At 39.9% G+C, this 16,684-nt stretch carries 16 protein-coding genes; 2 read left to right on the plus strand and 14 right to left on the minus strand.

Translation table 11 applies throughout. From position 1 onward, the window contains the following. Positions 1–24: 24 nt before the first annotated feature. From rpmI to menB, 8 genes are all read right to left on the minus strand, one after another. Positions 25–219 carry a 50S ribosomal protein L35 gene (rpmI, locus tag FDK13_RS27545; protein WP_137343243.1) on the minus strand — a complete coding sequence of 65 codons (195 nt, stop codon included), beginning with the start codon at positions 217–219 and terminating at the stop codon, positions 25–27. A gap of 209 nt (positions 220–428) precedes the next feature. Continuing rightward, positions 429–980, minus strand: a complete 552-nt coding sequence (infC, locus tag FDK13_RS27550; protein WP_137343244.1) for a translation initiation factor IF-3 — start codon at positions 978–980, stop codon at positions 429–431. Positions 981–1,086: 106 nt separating this feature from the next. Next, on the minus strand, positions 1,087–3,033 hold the full coding sequence (thrS, locus tag FDK13_RS27555) for a threonine--tRNA ligase (protein WP_137343245.1): 1,947 nt from the start codon (positions 3,031–3,033) through the stop codon (positions 1,087–1,089). Positions 3,034–3,071: 38 nt separating this feature from the next. Further along, positions 3,072–4,274, minus strand: a complete 1,203-nt coding sequence (locus FDK13_RS27560) for a tetratricopeptide repeat protein (protein WP_137343246.1) — start codon at positions 4,272–4,274, stop codon at positions 3,072–3,074. A gap of 79 nt (positions 4,275–4,353) precedes the next feature. Next, entirely contained in the window at positions 4,354–5,241 is an 888-nt protein-coding gene (locus tag FDK13_RS27565) for a class I SAM-dependent methyltransferase (RefSeq protein WP_137343247.1), read from the minus strand. Between the two features lie 88 nt (positions 5,242–5,329). Next, on the minus strand, positions 5,330–6,919 hold the full coding sequence (locus tag FDK13_RS27570; RefSeq protein WP_137343248.1) for a hypothetical protein: 1,590 nt from the start codon (positions 6,917–6,919) through the stop codon (positions 5,330–5,332). Beyond that, a complete protein-coding gene (locus FDK13_RS27575; RefSeq protein WP_137343249.1) occupies positions 6,912–7,319 on the minus strand; it encodes an EVE domain-containing protein in 408 nt (135 codons plus the stop codon). Before FDK13_RS27575 ends, FDK13_RS27570 begins: the two co-directional genes overlap by 8 nt. A 150-nt stretch (positions 7,320–7,469) precedes the next feature. Next, positions 7,470–8,294: a 1,4-dihydroxy-2-naphthoyl-CoA synthase gene (menB, locus tag FDK13_RS27580; protein ID WP_137343250.1), complete on the minus strand. Its 825-nt coding sequence runs from the start codon at positions 8,292–8,294 to the stop codon at positions 7,470–7,472. Between the two features lie 145 nt (positions 8,295–8,439). Here menB and FDK13_RS27585 point away from each other — a divergent pair, with 145 nt between their 5' ends. Together FDK13_RS27585 and FDK13_RS27590 are read left to right on the plus strand one after the other, a co-directional pair. Further along, entirely contained in the window at positions 8,440–9,507 is a 1,068-nt protein-coding gene (locus tag FDK13_RS27585; protein WP_137343251.1) for an AMP-binding protein, read from the plus strand. A gap of 47 nt (positions 9,508–9,554) precedes the next feature. Further along, positions 9,555–10,328 (plus strand): hypothetical protein, encoded by a 774-nt coding sequence (locus FDK13_RS27590; protein WP_137343252.1) that lies wholly within the window; start codon positions 9,555–9,557, stop codon positions 10,326–10,328. On the opposite strand, the gene FDK13_RS27595 is transcribed toward FDK13_RS27590, so the two are convergent. The 6 genes from FDK13_RS27595 to topA all read right to left on the minus strand — a co-directional run bounded on the left by FDK13_RS27595 (position 10,317) and on the right by topA (position 16,467). Next, complete coding sequence (locus FDK13_RS27595; protein ID WP_137343253.1) at positions 10,317–11,372, minus strand: helix-turn-helix transcriptional regulator; 1,056 nt, start codon at positions 11,370–11,372, stop codon at positions 10,317–10,319. The genes FDK13_RS27590 and FDK13_RS27595 overlap by 12 nt on opposite strands. 111 nt (positions 11,373–11,483) lie before the next feature. Further along, the gene (locus FDK13_RS27600) at positions 11,484–11,852 is read right to left on the minus strand and encodes a DUF6169 family protein (protein ID WP_137343254.1); all 369 of its coding nucleotides are present in this window, start codon (positions 11,850–11,852) and stop codon (positions 11,484–11,486) included. A 133-nt stretch (positions 11,853–11,985) separates the two neighbouring features. Continuing rightward, positions 11,986–12,159, minus strand: coding sequence for a hypothetical protein (locus FDK13_RS35590; protein WP_170982933.1), 174 nt, complete (start codon positions 12,157–12,159; stop codon positions 11,986–11,988). Positions 12,160–12,333: 174 nt separating this feature from the next. Beyond that, positions 12,334–13,215 carry a bifunctional 5,10-methylenetetrahydrofolate dehydrogenase/5,10-methenyltetrahydrofolate cyclohydrolase gene (locus FDK13_RS27605; protein WP_137343255.1) on the minus strand — a complete coding sequence of 294 codons (882 nt, stop codon included), beginning with the start codon at positions 13,213–13,215 and terminating at the stop codon, positions 12,334–12,336. Positions 13,216–13,287: 72 nt separating this feature from the next. Continuing rightward, positions 13,288–13,977 (minus strand): SIR2 family NAD-dependent protein deacylase, encoded by a 690-nt coding sequence (locus tag FDK13_RS27610; protein WP_137343256.1) that lies wholly within the window; start codon positions 13,975–13,977, stop codon positions 13,288–13,290. Between the two features lie 69 nt (positions 13,978–14,046). Beyond that, positions 14,047–16,467: a type I DNA topoisomerase gene (topA, locus tag FDK13_RS27615; RefSeq protein ID WP_137343257.1), complete on the minus strand. Its 2,421-nt coding sequence runs from the start codon at positions 16,465–16,467 to the stop codon at positions 14,047–14,049. Between the last annotated feature and the right edge of the window lie 217 nt (positions 16,468–16,684).

The following is a 16,684-nucleotide window of genomic DNA, read 5'->3' on the forward strand; positions in this document are numbered from 1 at the left end:
TGGTATTGTTTTGGCTTTTCGGAATTACTTCCCAAGCAATGCCAATACTTGTTTGTGGTTAGACACATCAATAAGACCTGTTTTAACCAAACCACGCTTACGTTTGTTTGATTTTTTGGTCAAAATGTGACTGTGGAACGCATGTTTGCGTTTAATTTTACCAGTACCAGTAAGCGCAAAACGCTTTTTAGCACCAGAATTGGTTTTCATTTTAGGCATGATACAAAAATGTAATAGTTGAAAAAATATAAAACAGCGCGCAAAATTAGTCATTTTCCATTTAAAACAAAAATCGTGTCAAAGACAATTGTCTCTAACACGATCTTTTGTTCTTTTAAAAAGAAAAATATATCTATCAAATCAAGCCATGATCTTGTTGCGCCTACTTAGCTAACTGCAAATCGCTAAAAGCCAACAGCTAAAAAAAGCTATTTTTTTGGAGGCAAAGGAGCCAGAATGATTGTCATTCTCTTTCCTTCCAGTTTAGGTTCCATTTCGACCTTACCATATTCCGTAAGTGCTTCCGAAAATTTATTAAGCAAATTAACACCTCTTTCTTTGAACACGATCGTACGACCGACAAAGTGAACGTATGCTTTTACTTTAGAACCTTCTTTAAGGAAATTGATAGCGTGTTTAAGCTTAAAGTCAAAATCGTGGTCATCTGTATTTGGGCCGAAACGGATCTCTTTAATGACAACTTTCTGAGCTTTGGCTTTAATTTCTTTCTGTTTCTTCTTTTGCTCGTATTTGAATTTTGAATAGTCAACTACTTTACACACCGGTGGCACAGCGGTAGGTGCTATTTCAACTAAATCAAGATTCTGTGTTTTTGCGATTGCTCTCGCGGTATTTATATCTACAACGCCAGCTTCAATATTTTCGCCAACCAGACGAACTTCTTTTGCTGTGATGCGCTCATTGATTTTGTAAGGTTCTTCTACTACTCTGAAACGTCCACTCGGGGGTCTTAATGCCATATTACTTGGTTTGGTGATTTTTGTTTTTTAGATGGAAATCAGAAAATTAACAATGCTGATACAAAAATAGTGCGTTAATACGGGAATAATAAGAAAAATTGTAAAATCATCCAATTATTTTTGCTTCTTTTTGAAAATAGTCAGCAAATTCCTGAATTGCCATGCTTCCTAAATCCCCTTCACCTTTTCTACGCACCGATAATGTACCGTCTGCTGCTTCTTTTTCTCCTACAATTAACATGAAAGGAACTTTGGTAACTTCCGCATCACGGATCTTACGACCAATTTTCTCATCACGATGATCAATAAATCCACGGATATCATGTTCCTGTAATTGCAAAAATACCTGGTCCGCATATTCTGCATATTTTTCAGAAATAGGTAAAATCGCAATTTGATCAGGTGATAACCATAACGGGAATTGGCCCGCGGAGTTTTCGATCAAAATAGCAATGAAACGTTCCATCGAACCAAACGGTGCGCGGTGGATCATTACAGGTCTGTGTTTCTGATTGTCAGAACCGGTATATTCAAGTTCAAAACGTTGCGGAAGCTGGTAATCAACCTGAATAGTTCCAAGCTGCCATTTTCTTCCCAAAGCATCACGCACCATGAAATCCAGTTTTGGACCGTAAAACGCAGCCTCACCAAGTTCGGTAACTGTGCTCAATCCACGCTCAGCAGAAGCTTCGATGATCGCACTTTCAGCACGTTCCCAATCCTCATCTTTCCCAATATATTTTTGCTTATCGTTAGGATCACGCAGTGAAATCTGTGCGCTGTAATCGTCAAAACCTAATGATTTGAAAACATACAAAACAAGATCAATCACCCTGATAAATTCTTCTTTCACCTGATCAGGACGACAGAAAATATGCGCATCATCCTGAGTAAACCCTCGTACACGGGTCAAACCGTGTAATTCGCCGCTTTGCTCGTAACGATAAACAGTTCCAAATTCAGAGAAACGTAATGGAAGATCTTTGTAAGAACGCGGTGAAGTTTTGTATATCTCGCAGTGATGCGGACAGTTCATCGGTTTCAACAAATATTCTTCTCCCGGGTTTGGTGTTTTAATCGGCTGGAATGAATCCTTGCCATATTTATCCCAGTGGCCAGAAGTTACATATAATTCTTTGCTACCAATATGCGGAGTAACAACCGGCAAATAACCTGCTCTTGACTGCGCTTTGCTCAAAAATGCCTGCAAACGTTCACGCAGCATGGCACCTTTTGGAAGCCACAACGGTAAACCCTGACCAACCTTTTCAGAGAAAGCGAACAATTCAAGTTCTTTTCCCAGCTTACGGTGATCGCGTTTTTTTGCTTCCTCCATCAAAACGACATACTCTTCCAGTTCTTTTTGTTTTGGAAAAGTAATCCCGTAAATACGGGTCAGCATTTTGTTTTCCTGCTTGTTACGCCAGTAAGCGCCAGCTATATTGGTAAGCTTTACAGCTTTGATAATGCTTGTATTTGGAATATGCGGCCCGCGGCAAAGGTCAGTAAATGCACCTTGCTCATAAAGCGTAATCGATCCATCTTCCAGACCATCAATCAGTTCGAGTTTGTATTCATCACCTTTTTTGGTAAAGAAATCAAGTGCATCCTGCTTGCTGATCGGAATACGTTTGTATTCATTTTTCTGACGTGCCAATTCAAGCATTTTTGCTTCAATTTTTGGAAAATCATCAGATGAGATTGTGTTTTCACCCAAATCCACGTCATAATAAAATCCTTTTTCGATCGAAGGGCCCGTGCCTAATTTAACTCCCGGATACAGCGCTTCCAATGCTTCGGCCAATAAGTGGGCAGAAGAATGCCAGAATGTTGCTTTACCATCCTCGTCATTCCACGTGAGTAAAACTACCAGTGAATCTTTTTCAATAGCGCGCGTAGGATCCCACACTTCACCGTTTACTTTGGCCGCAATAACATTACGGGCCAGACCTTCACTGATACTCAGTGCTATACCATGGGCAGTGATGCCTTTTTCGTATTCACGCACGCTACCGTCGGGCAGGGTTATTTTAATTAGAGACTCGTCTTTCATTCAAAAAAATAATTCTATTACTCGTATATCTTACAAATCTATTGAATTTTAGCATTTCGAGAGGAATCAATTCTCATATTTGTGGTTCCCCGCGGTTTTATCATGTCAATTTTCACCCTTGAACTATCCAGCGTTTTGTAATCGATCTCAATAGCATCTTCCGGATAATAAGAGGGGAACAGTCGTCCATTTTCGCGTTGTTTAACACGCCACAAACCATTCAAGGCCATTTGATCAGCCGGATTTTTTTCTGTTTCGTAGGTGAAATATTCTTTGGCTTTGATATCATTCCCTAATTTTTCGTAACAATAAGCTACCAGGTAATTAATCTGTGGATGATTAGGATTAATCTGGATCAACTTCTGAAAAGCAAGTAATGCGTCATAATAACCTCTCTGTTTTACTTCCAGAGCGCCAATCTGGAAAAACGCCTCACCCAATTTAGGGTTTATAGAGGTGGCTTTGCGATAATAAACAAGCGCCGTATCTGTCACAGAAAGATTTTTATAAATATCACCCCTCTCAAAATACAATTCAGCATTATTTGGAAACCTTTTAATAGCCTTGTTATTAAAAGCAAGTGCCAGATCAAAGTTTAACAATTTTCTGTAAATAATAGTGCTTTGCTGATAAGCCCGTATCAAACGCGGATTCATAGCAATTGCGCTGTTTAAATTTGCCAGACTTGCCAGAGAATCTCCCTGGCGGGCAAGCAGCATTCCTTTTACATAATAAGCAGAACCATCATAAGGGGCCATTTTCATAGCCTGGACAAGATATTTATTTGCTTCCCGGAATTTATTTTTAACCTGGAAAATATCTGCCAGCAAAACATATAGATCCGGACTGCTTTGCTGCAAGGCCTCGGCACGTTCGGCATCTTCGAGGGCATTATCAATTTCGCCAATTTCGCGGTTAACTTTTCCTCTCAAAAGAAAATATTCACCCACATTATCTTTTTCATTAATTGCCTCATTGATATCTTCAAGCGCAAGTGAATATTGCTCGCGGTCAAAATAAATACGAGCTCTTTTGAAGTAGTTTAAATCAGTATCGGTATTGCGGATAATAAGATCCGACAAAGATTGCAGCGCATCATCCTGCCATTGTTTTTTTGCTTTTTTGACAGTGGGAGGTATGCGCGTAGCGTTTCTTGCATCACTTTGACATGACTGTAATATGCTTCCCGACAAAGTTGCCAGAAGCATTAAAACACTAAATAAGAAACGGCGTTTTTTCATTTAAAAAGAATTCCTCTCAAGCAATACTGTTGAATTACCTAATACTATTCAACTGCAAATGTCATCAAACTGTTCAAATTTATACTTTTTGATCGGAAAAACGTGAAAATACGCCTAATGGTAAGTTTTTGCCAAAAGAATCGGGGATAAATAATTCACCAAATTCATGATTAATCTGATCACCAAAATGTGCTTTAATCAGGTTTTCCAGTATCAAAGCAGAGAATCCCAAGGAATATAAATTGATAATAAAAAAGAAGTTTTCCTTTTTCAATAACAAAGCACAAAGGCGAAGTATCTCATTCAGATTTTCTTCCAAAAGCCATTTTTCTCCATCCGGTCCACGTCCGTATGCAGGAGGATCAAGAATTATTCCGTTGTATTGATTTCCCCGACGAACTTCGCGGTTTACAAATTTCAACGCATCTTCAACAACCCAGCGAATATTATCCAGTCCGCTCAGTTCCATGTTTTCTCTCGACCAGTTAATAACCTGCTTCACAGAATCCACGTGTGTAACGTCCGCGCCGGATGCTTTTGCCGCCAGAGAAGCTAGGCCGGTATAGGCGAATAGGTTTAAAACATTTGGTTTATCCTCTGGAATCTGCTTAACTTTTTTAGCAATATAATCCCAGTTTGTTGCCTGTTCAGGAAAAACGCCCACGTGTTTAAAAGAAGACAAAGCCAGTTTCGCACGTAAATGTAAGGGGCCCGAACGATATTGCATCACCCAACGATCCGGCATATCCGGTTGGGAAACCCACTGACCTTTTTCCTGGGAATTTTTATCCCGTTTGAAAACGGCGCTGGATTTGTCGGCCCATTCCTTTTCGCTCATAGACTTATCCCAGATTGCCTGAGGTTCGGGACGAGAAAGAATAAAAGATCCAAAACGTTCCAGTTTTTCAAATCCTCCGGTATCAATTAATTGATACTCTGTATGTTGTTCTGGTGAAAGAAGTATCACTTATTTAATGATTAATTATTAGTGGTAAATTGTTAATGGCTTTTGTTACGACCTATTCTATCGTTACTTTGAGCTAAGCGCCAACAACTTAAAATGAAATTTTGTTTAAATAATAAACATTACGCCTGCCACGTGTCTGGGCGTCTCCCTGAGCGTTGCTGATACGTTGTTCGCCCCAGGCAATATAGAAATTATCAAACCAGTAATCGATATCGTCCGTAGATGTTTTCCGTACTTTATCGCCTTCAACAGTAGTACCGTTGTCAACAATTCGGTTGTTGTCCAGAACCTTGCTGCCTTTTATTATTTTGCTGCGAATACCGCCGTTATGGCTGTATACAAGTTGGGTAGTACCGTTGGCTTCACTTTGTACTTTTATTTTTTCACGAAGCTCCATACTGCGTACATTATCAAAGCTGATGCTGTTGTCCCAAAGTAGTTTTCCGTTTTGATCAACATCGGCTACGATTGCGTGCGTATAAGTAAAACCGTCAAAAATTTGCTGATTGTAACCTCCCCGCCCACCGTACATCGGGTTCCATAAATAAGGATTGTACAAACCCGTTCCGAATGGATAACCTCCCATCATCATAGAGCCATAGCCAAATCCGCCCATCATATTCTGATTCTGGTATCGATATTCAGGATAGAAAACCTCAGCAACCAGCAAAAACTGGTTGTTTTTTGGAACGATATCATGTACCAAAAGCCGGTAGTTCAGTTTGAGATCATCACCGTTTTCTTTCTTTTTACGAATTTTGCGCTCCATTTTTTCCTGTTGTCGCTCATTCATATAATTAAAGAAATTGCTGAAATCGGTGAAGCTGTGGTAACGGGTGAAAACAATTTCGTCGTTAACAATTTTGGTAATGTAAAGTCCCTGAGAAGCCGCATTGCTGGTACTCTGCATGTTGCGATATCCATACGTTCCTATTACCATGCGAACCGAATCGTTTAATATCTGTAAACGGCCGCTCAACAACGAAAAGTCATCTTCCGGGTCGATAGATGCCTGCACATAAAGTTCTCCTGTTTCTTCATAGGAACGAGCCACGATTTTTGTCTGACGTCCTTTTTTTACAGCAAAACAAACATTGACCAAATGATGTGTGGTGTCTACTTCGACAGTTTGAATAGCGTTGGAGCCTTTAATAGCACTTGGCAACACCCGAGTTTGAGAAGTGGTTAAATTAGTATGGATCAAAACTGGTTCGTTCCTCACCATTCCGGCCATAAAAACGGCATAACCTAAGGTTTTAAAATCAGTGATTTCAAACCTGTCAATTGTATTGATTGTGAAAGTTTCTACAAAACCCGGCCCAATATTAACCTTGACGATCTGGTAAAGTGAGCTGCGATATTTGCTGAATAGTAGGAAAACGGACTGGCCGTCGTAACACGAAGCGACATAATCCAGATTAGATTCTACCGGTCCGTCTATTGACCAGACGCGGTCAAGATTGGTATCGAATTTTTGAACATTGTACGTTCCTCTATCTGGCTTTGAAATCAATAACACGCCTTTGTCACCCAACGGCATTGTTTGAAATGCTGCATTTATATTTTGTAAAGGGAGTTCTATCCGTTTTACAACCTGTGCGGATGCGCGGTAAGAAATAATCAGAAAACAAAACACTACCTGTGTTGCCAGGTAAAGGAAACGATGATTTTTAAGCATGTGCTAATCCAACAATATGATCAAATTCTTCTGCTTTAACCGGAATTACGGACAATCTGGACTGACGGATCAACGCCATATCCTTTAAACTTTCGTCTGCTTTTATTTGTGCTAATGTAACGGTTTTTGGGAAACGTTCAACGGGAACAAATTCCACTACCACCCAGCGATCATCCTCTGTGGTTGGATCGGGGTAATGTTCTTTCGATACTTTTGCCAGACCGACAACTTCTTTTCCTTCATTGCTATGATAAAAAAGAGCAAGATCGCCGGCTTTCATTGCCATCATATTATTACGTGCCTCGTAACTGCGAACCCCGTCCCACATGGATTTTCCCTCTTCAACGAAGTGGTCCCATGAATATTTGAAAGGTTCAGATTTGATAAGCCAGTAGTTCATTTTTTTTAGTTGAAATTGAGAGTTGAGAGCGGCCGGCGCCCGGGTGAAAGTTGTTGTGCGAGTGTTATTCTGGAGAGTTGAAAGTTCATTTATCAGTAAATTTGAAGATCCTAATCTTCCAAATTGCCAAACTTTCAACTCTCCACTATATCAAGGAAATTTTGGAAATTTACTAAAATCAGGATCCCGTTTTTCAAGGAAAGATCTTTGTCCTTCTTTGGCTTCTTCGCTTAGATAGTATAGCAACGTAGCGTTTCCGGCAAGTTCCTGGATTCCGGCTTGTCCGTCAAGTTCTGCGTTGAAAGAACTTTTAAGCATACGGATTGATAAGGGACTTTTTTGCTGAATTTTTTTACACCATTCAACGGTTGTCGTTTCAAGGTCTTCCAAAGGAACAACTTTGTTGACCAATCCCATCTGTAAAGCTTCCTGCGCATCATACTGATCACAAAGGAACCAGATTTCCCGTGCTTTTTTTTGTCCAACAACGCGGGCAAGATAAGATGCGCCAAAACCACCGTCGAAACTTCCAACTTTTGGACCGGTTTGCCCGAAACGTGCATTTTCAGCAGCAATGGATAAATCACAAATTACGTGAAGTACGTGTCCTCCGCCAATAGCCCAGCCAGCAACCATCGCGATTACGGCCTTAGGGATCGAACGAATCATTCTTTGCAGATCCAGGACATTTAAGCGCGGAACATGATCTTCGCCAATGTATCCTCCATGTCCGCGAACGGATTGGTCACCACCGGAACAGAATGCTTTTCCGCCTTCGCCCGTTAGTATAATCACATCAATTCGTGTATCATCGCGGCAAATGTGCATCGCGTCAATCATTTCTGTGACAGTCAGCGGAGTGAAAGCGTTATGTACTTGTGGGCGGTTAATACTGATTTTAGCAATTCCTTCGTGTATTGTAAAAAGAATTTCCTGATATTCTTTAATGGTTTCCCATTTTATTGAACTAGACATACAAGCAATCTGTGAATGAGTGGAAATAAATGATCACTGTCGTTTTGAAGCGATCATTCGAACTAATTGGCGAAATTACGGATTGTTTATCTTTCCGTCAAAAACAAAATGATAACTTTCGGGCATTGGTACATCCGGCAATAAAATGATTTGGAATACAAACACAACTTTAATACAAAGACAATCTCCTCCCGAAGATCCGTATTTCCGTAAGGCTTACGATTTTATGATTTCCTGGCAGAACGGACAGTCGGAATTCACACTGCATACCTCCGGCTCGACTGGCACGCCAAAAGATATTTTAGTAAACAGAAACCAGTTAAGCAGCAGCGCGGCGATGACCGGTCAGGCACTTGATCTTGGAAAAGGAACCCGAGCTTTGGTCTGTTTAAATGTGTCCTACATTGCAGGAGTTATGATGCTGGTTCGGGGGATGGAATTAGGGTGGGAGCTAAGTATTGTAGAGCCGTCGTCAAATCCATTGTCTGAATTTAAAGATCCTTTTTTCGATTTTGTAGCGATGGTGCCTTTGCAACTTTCAACGATTTTATCGGATGAAAATACGAATAAGCATATTCGAAATCTGGGGAAAATTCTGTTGGGGGGAGCTCCTGTTGGTATTCAATTACAAAAACAAATTGATTTGTTACCCATCCCGGTTTATCAAAGTTATGGTATGACGGAAACTGTTTCTCACGTGGCATTAAGAAAACTTAATTGTCCGGAAATCGAAAAGGATTACAAAGTTTTACCAGGAATTGAATTTGGACTGGACGAGCGCGGGTGTCTTTTTGTTGGAGGAACGGTAACAAATGGAGAAAAAATACAGACAAATGATTTAGCTGAAATAACGTCTGAAAATACTTTTAACTGGCTGGGAAGAATTGATAATGTGATTAATTCCGGAGGCGTTAAAATTGTTTTAGATAAAGTAGATGAGATAGTTGCCGAAGTATTTTATGATTTGGGATATGAAAATAATTTCTTTTCCTGGTTTGAAGCTGATGAATTACTTGGGCAGAAATTGATATTAATTGTTCAAAAATCGTCAGAAACTTTGTCGGGCAAAATGCTTATTGACGAAATAAGAAAAGGTATTTCAACCTATGAAACACCAAAACATGTTTACTTTGTGGACGAATTTATAAAAACACCGACTGACAAGATCGATAAACGTCGCACAGCTTTTTTAATATTTGATCAAAAACTGTGAACCATTCGTCTTGTTAGTTTCTTATCAATACCATACATATAATTTACATGGATAAAAATATTCAAATTCCCGGTTTCTATATCATTCGCTATCAGACTGCACCAGTTGTTCCTGCGCCTTTTGCCAACTTTCAGACAATGAAATTACAGTTGGTTTCGGAAGATGATTTAAGTGTTGATTTTTCGATTAAATATACGGATCGCGAGGATCTTGAAGAAGACGAAATTCTGGATGAAGGATTTACAATGGACGATGATTTTAGCTGGAAAGGTGCTGTTCCTGCTAACTGGATCAAAGAATTTGAAAAGATTTATACCTCTTCCAAAATCATCCGTCAGCGTGAAGAGAAGGAATTTGAAGATTTTGTTGAAATAGAAATTGAAGAAAATGATAAGCGCGTAACGGTTTATCCGGTGGATAAAGAACGCTGGGTTTATTTTCTTCAGGAGTTTATGCAGGCAATTTTGGAAACATCAGGCCGCGAACTTCCGTTTGAATTAACATATCTGGATCTTGATGCAGAGCCTGCAAGTGAAGTAGCGTTAAAGGCATCTTTTGCTACGAAAATTTTTACAATGAGCGAAAACGGTGGTTCTGCCAAGTTACTGGACTGGGGATTTTTGCAAAAAGTAATGGATACTGTTTATCGTGCTGAATTTGTTTATGATAATGCTTCTGAGACAAAACCGAAAAAGGGTGGTAAATATATTTATACCGGCGACCAGCTTTGGTATCAGCTAGGTGTGGCGGTTGTAGAAACAACTGCCAAAAGCAAAGATCTTCAAATGATCGAATCTCTGTTTTCTAAATTAGTAAGGTAATCCGCCGAAAGGTTTAGTACGACTTAGTTCAATTTGCAGCTCATCAACCAATTGCCCGATTCGATCCATAGCAGGAGAAGGATTGGGCAATTGCAGGCTAATAAAAGCTTTTACCTCCCAAACTTCCAGCACATCATGCAGGGCAGCTTCCAGCTCAGGAATGCCGGAAATGTCAGAACTTAATAATAGTGTTCCTTTCGTTTTAACCTGGTTAAATGCTTTTCTGTAAAGAAAACCCTGGTTTTTAAGAACGAAAAGATAATTCGAACCATCCTTTATTTCGTACCAGTTTCTGATAAAAGAACCAACGAGTAAAGATCCGGGATATTCAAAATCGGTCCCGCTTTCAAAAGCACGGTAATACCCTGACGGCAAATTGGGCAATTGAAAAGAAGGCAAATGTGTTAAAAATGCCGGATTTTGGTAATTGGCAATGTATTCAAGCCATTGGTTTTTACTAACCCACTGGATCGTTGGATAATTCGTGGATCTGTCTTCTCTATAACTTGTGGTAGGCTCTGAACTAATAGCATACTGATTATTGAAAACAGGCATTCTGGGATCCATCGAATTTGACTGTGGTACAGGCGTGGGAGTGTATGATGGCTGTGTTATTGGTGGCTGATAAGTATTTCCATTGACAGGTTTAAGCGTCACTTGTCTGGCCACCACCCGGATCGAAGGCTCCGGCTGCTGATAATTGTCCATGATCTTGGATAGCGGCTGCGGTTCTGCGTACGTTGGCATCCGCGGAGGCGTCACGGACGCACCGGAATGCGAAACGGTCATGGGTCTTGTTCCGTTCAGGGGCAACGAAAGATCCGGCGTCTCCCGGATTCGCCTCAAATCATTTTTTAGCAAATTGTCTACCGTGATACCAAAAGCTGACGCCATATTTTTCAAATTGGTCAGATTTGGATTTGCGCGTGCTTCCTCATAAGCTCCCAGAAGAGACCTCTTGATAGCAATTTTACGTGCAAATTGCTCTTGTGTAAGGCCATTAAGCCTACGGAGATATTTTATATTATTGCTGACGATGCTCATGTAATAACCTTTGCGAGAAAGTTACAAAGAAATGACAAAATTTTTAGCAAAATTTGATTTGAGCAAGTTGAAATGGTTTATTATTTATAAAGACAAAGGAAAACCTGGGATTTATTCATTGTCATATTTGGCTCTAAAATTCCTGTCTAATTCCTGAAAAGCAATCATAATTTTATTTAACGCAGGATTATGTATTGAGATCAACAATGAGGCGTGAGCACAATTGGTGTCATTTTCATCACAAAAACTAATATCAGTTTTTAGAATGTTAAAATCTTCTGCTGATATTTTACTATTTTCATCAAACCAGTTGTTAAAAATCTTAAAACGAGCATCTTGTCTTTTGTCCGATGTGTCGCAGACAAAAATCAGCGCATTATTTGGTTTAGTCCTGAAATATTTTGCTAAAAATTGAATGATAGTATCCTTAACTCTCGGATCATTCTTAGTCGGAGTTTGATCCGGTTTGAAACCAAACATGAAGATATTAAAATTGAATTCGGGATAAGCTGGAAAATATCCGCTGGCGTCGGTCAGATAAATAAGATATTTTATTCCATACTCAGTGAGAAATATGGTATCAGTCGCATCAGAACTATCCGACGAAAAATAATTATAAGGGTTGGACAAATCTGATACCTTTAGAATCTAGCTCTTCTTTGGAAATCTCTCCATCCAGAAATGAGTGTATCGTTTTATTATCATCCAACATTTTTTGGAACATTTCGGACTTAGCTCTCTTTGTTTTGCTAACCTCTTTTGTTTCAGCCAGGATCAACTTATTCATAATCTTTTGGTTTATTTTATCAAACGTAATAAAACAAAATAAGTTTAAAAAATGAATGCGTTTGGTTAATCAAAATTTGAATAAAATAATCTGAAAGCAAAAAAGCAGGAAATGAAAAATGATTTCAATTTCCTGCTTTTAGCAATTCTTAATTTCCTGAGTCAATCAGAGAATTTACTTATAAATCTCTTTCCTCGCCGCTTTCAAAGTATTAGTAAGCAATCCACAAATAGTCATCAAACCAACTCCACCAGGAACCGGAGTAATGAAACTGCTTTTTGGCGCAACATCAGCAAAATTTACATCACCTTTAATCGCAAATCCACTTTTCTTGGTTGCATCTTCAACACGTGTAATTCCTACGTCCACAACAACGGCACCTTCTTTAATATAATCAGCTGTTACAAATTCAGGACGCCCCAGAGCGACGATCAGGATATCGGCAGTCTGGCAGATTTCTTTCAGATTTTGCGTTTTACTATGAGTGATAGTTACGGTACAGTTTCCCGGATATTCATTACGCTGCATCAAAATACTCATCGGCAAACCAACAATCTGGCTGCGGCCGATAACCACACAATGTTTTCCTGACGTTTCAATTCCTGCACGAATAAGCATTTCTAAAATTCCGAAAGGCGTTGCAGAAATGTATGCCGGAAGTCCTTTACACATTCTTCCCACATTAATCGGGTGAAAACCATCCACATCTTTCGACGGATCAACGGCTTCCATAATGGTATTTTCAGAAATATGTTTTGGCAAAGGTAACTGAACGATAAATCCATCGACATCTGGATTTTTGTTCAAGGAGTCTACCGCTTCCAGAAGTTCAGTTTCTGTCGTTTCTGGTCCAAAACGAAGCAGGGTAGAAGTGAAGCCAATTTCCTCACAGCTGCGAATTTTGGAAGCTACGTACGTTTCACTAGCGCCATCCTGGCCAACCAGAATAGCCGCTAAATGTGGTTTTTTCCCACCCGCAGCGATCCAGTTTTCAACCTCAATTTTTATCTCTGACTTAATTTGGGCCGAAATAGCCTTTCCGTCAAGTAGTTGCATTTTTATTTGAAAAATATAATGATCAATTTTAAATAAATAATGAAGAGTATAACAACGATGATTGTCTCTCTCCTAAAAGCTAATACCCAATTCTTCTTTCAGTTTTTCCATTCCGACAGAAGCTTTTTCCTGAATAAAAGTCATGTTGTTCTTGAAGCTAATATCAGGTTTGGCAGGATCGATGATATAAATCGGTATGTTATAACCTACGTAGTTAACAAGACCAGCTGCGGGATAAACTGCCATAGAAGTTCCTATCACCACAAAAATATCAGCTTGTTCCGTGATATCAATGGCGATGTCCATCTTAGGAACTGCTTCTCCAAACCAGACAATATGCGGCCGGAGCTGACTGCCCAATTCACACAAATCTCCCGTTTTCAATTCCCAGGAATCCATGTTATAAACAAGTTCCGGATTTTTTGTGCTTTCCGACTTAAATAGTTCGCCGTGTAAATGAAGGACGTTTTTAGAGCCCGCAATTTCATGCAGATTATCAACATTTTGTGTGATAATCCGCACGTCATAATATTTTTCAAGTTCAACCAAAGCATAATGCGCCGCATTTGGTTTTACAGAAAGCGCCTGTTTTCTTCTTTCGTTATAAAAATTTAATACCAGTTCCTGGTTTCTGCGCCAGGCCTCCGGTGTCGCTACGTCTTCAATCCGGTGATTTTCCCATAAACCGCCACTGTCACGAAATGTATTAATTCCGCTTTCAGCACTAATTCCGGCACCTGAAAGAACAACGAGCTTTTTCATATTTTGGCTTTCGGCCGTCGGCGGTCAGCTTTCGGCTCGTTAATAATACAAGATCCGGTTCAGATCATCTTAACTCTTAGTCGTTTTCTTAGCAGCTGTTTTTTTAGCAGCTGGTTTCTTAGCGGCTGGCTTTTTTGCTGCCGGAGCTTTTTCCGCTGCCGCTGCTTTTGGCGCTGCTTTTTTGAAACCGCCTCTTCCGGTTGGTTTATCGGGAGTATCAGCCGCTATTTGCAAGATAGCTTCGTAAGTCAAATCAGCTGGTTCTGTTCCTTTTGGAATTTTTAGATTGCGTTTCTCAAAAGCTACATAAGGGCCGTAACGTCCGTTAAGTACTTTCACATCAGCATTTTCTGCGAATTCCTTAATCGTTTTGTTACTATCTGAAACGCGTTTTACTTCAATGATTTCAACAAGACGATCTTCTGTCACTGCCATCGGATCATCCGTTTTGGCAAGCGAATAATATTTGCCGCCATGTTTTACGTAGGGGCCAAATTTACCAACACTCACAATCATTTCCGAATCTTCAAAAAGACCAACGGTACGAGGAAGTTTGAAAAGTTCAAAGGCTTCGTCCAGCGTAATGTTTTCCATCAGCTGGCCTTTTTTCAAACTGGCAAATTTTGGCTTGTCTTCATCTTCTGCATCACCGATCTGAACATATGGGCCATACTTCCCGATGCGTACTGTGATTTTTTTGCCGGTTGCCGGATCTTCTCCAAGTTCTCTTGACGTAAGACTGCGATCAATCGCTTCTTCTTTTGCTTCGTCTACTTTTTTATGGAAAGGCGTGTAAAAGTCAGTGATCATTTTCTGCCAGGCAAGTTGTCCGTCGGCGATATGGTCAAAGTCTTTTTCAACACTGGCGGTAAAAGAATAATCAATAATATCTTTAAAGTGATTGACAAGAAAATCATTTACAACCATCCCCGTACTTGTAGGGAATAATTTTGACTTTTCAGTCCCGTAAATTTCCTTATTTACAACACTTTTTATTTCGTCATTGGAAAGCGTCATTTCCTTAAATGCACGCTCCGTTCCTTCACGATCTTCCTTGATAACATATTCTCTTCTGATAATCGTAGAAATCGTCGGTGCGTACGTAGACGGACGTCCGATTCCCATTTCTTCCAGTTTCTTAACCAAACTCGCTTCAGTATAACGTGGCGGGTTACGTGTGAAACGCTCCGTCGCTTTCATATCCGAAAGGTTAAGAATCTGGTTGATATTTAAAGGAGGAAGCATTCCTTTTTGCTCTTCGTCTTCATCGTCATTCGATTCAAGATATACCTTCAAAAATCCTTCAAACTTGATAACTTCACCTTGTGCTACCAATTCTTCATTTGTTGTGGAAATGCCAATTGTTGCCGTTGTTCTTTCAAGTTGAGCATCAGCCATTTGAGAAGCAATCGCGCGTTTCCATATCAGTTCATACAGACGCTGCTCATTTCGGTCTCCGCTTCCCTGCAAAGTAGAAAAGTCTGTTGGGCGAATGGCTTCGTGCGCTTCCTGGGCTGATTCATTTTTAGTCTTAAAGACCCTTTTATTATAAAACTCAGGGCCGTATTCACTTGTAATCTGTACCCGTGCTTTTTCCAAAGCTTCTTCCGATAAATTCGTCGAATCGGTACGCATATACGATATCTTACCAGCTTCATATAACCGTTGTGCTACGGTCATCGTTTGAAGTACTGAAAAGCTAAGCTTGCGTGAAGCTTCCTGTTGTAAAGTAGAAGTTGTAAATGGTGGTGCAGGTGTTTTTTTAGCAGGTTTTACTTCGAGGTTTTTTATTGAAAATGTTGCTTTGATACATTTTTCTAAAAATGTCATTGCATCTGTTTCCTCAGCAAAGTTTTTTGGTAATTCTGCATTTAAAACTTTACCATTTCCCAAATTAAAATGAGCCGTGATCTTGAAACTTCCTTTTGATTTGAAAGAATCAATTTCTCTTTCACGCTCTACAATAATACGTACCGCCACAGATTGTACCCGTCCGGCGGAAAGGTTGGTTTTTCCAATCCGTATCTTCTTCCATAATATAGGAGAAAGTTCATAACCCACCAGACGATCCAGGATCCGGCGTGCCTGCTGTGCGTTTACAAGATCTACATCTATAACACGCGGCGTGGCAATGGCATTTTGTAAAGCTGTTTTGGTAATTTCACGAAAAACGATACGTTTTGTGTCATCCGGCAACCCTAAGGCCTCTTTGAGGTGCCACGATATGGCTTCCCCTTCACGGTCGGAGTCAGTTGCAAGCCACACTTCCGCGCCTTTCGCTAATTTTTTTAACTCATTAATGACTTTCACCTTGTCACCTGAGACTTCGTAAGACGGCAGAAAACCATTGTCTACATCGACACCCATATCATGTTCGGGAAGGTCACGTACATGCCCAAAACTGGATTTAACGATAAAGTCTGTCCCTAAATAACTTTCTATGGTTTTGGCCTTCGCCGGTGACTCTACGATCACCAGATTTTTTGACATAATTTTTGAATTAAGATACTAGGTGGTTCTTTGGAGCTCAAATATAGGGCAGAAAGCAGCAAAAAATCAAAGTACTTGTCAAAAGGTATGTTATAAATTTGATTTTGAAGTCCTCTGAGTCATTTCCTAAGTAAGGTAAATTACCAATTAAACCTGCTGTTTAAGAACAAAATCCGCAGCTGCAGGGTTGTATTAACAGGACAGTAGTTCATAATGA

Source organism: Dyadobacter frigoris (genome assembly GCF_005280585.1).
GTDB lineage: Bacteria > Bacteroidota > Bacteroidia > Cytophagales > Spirosomataceae > Dyadobacter > Dyadobacter frigoris.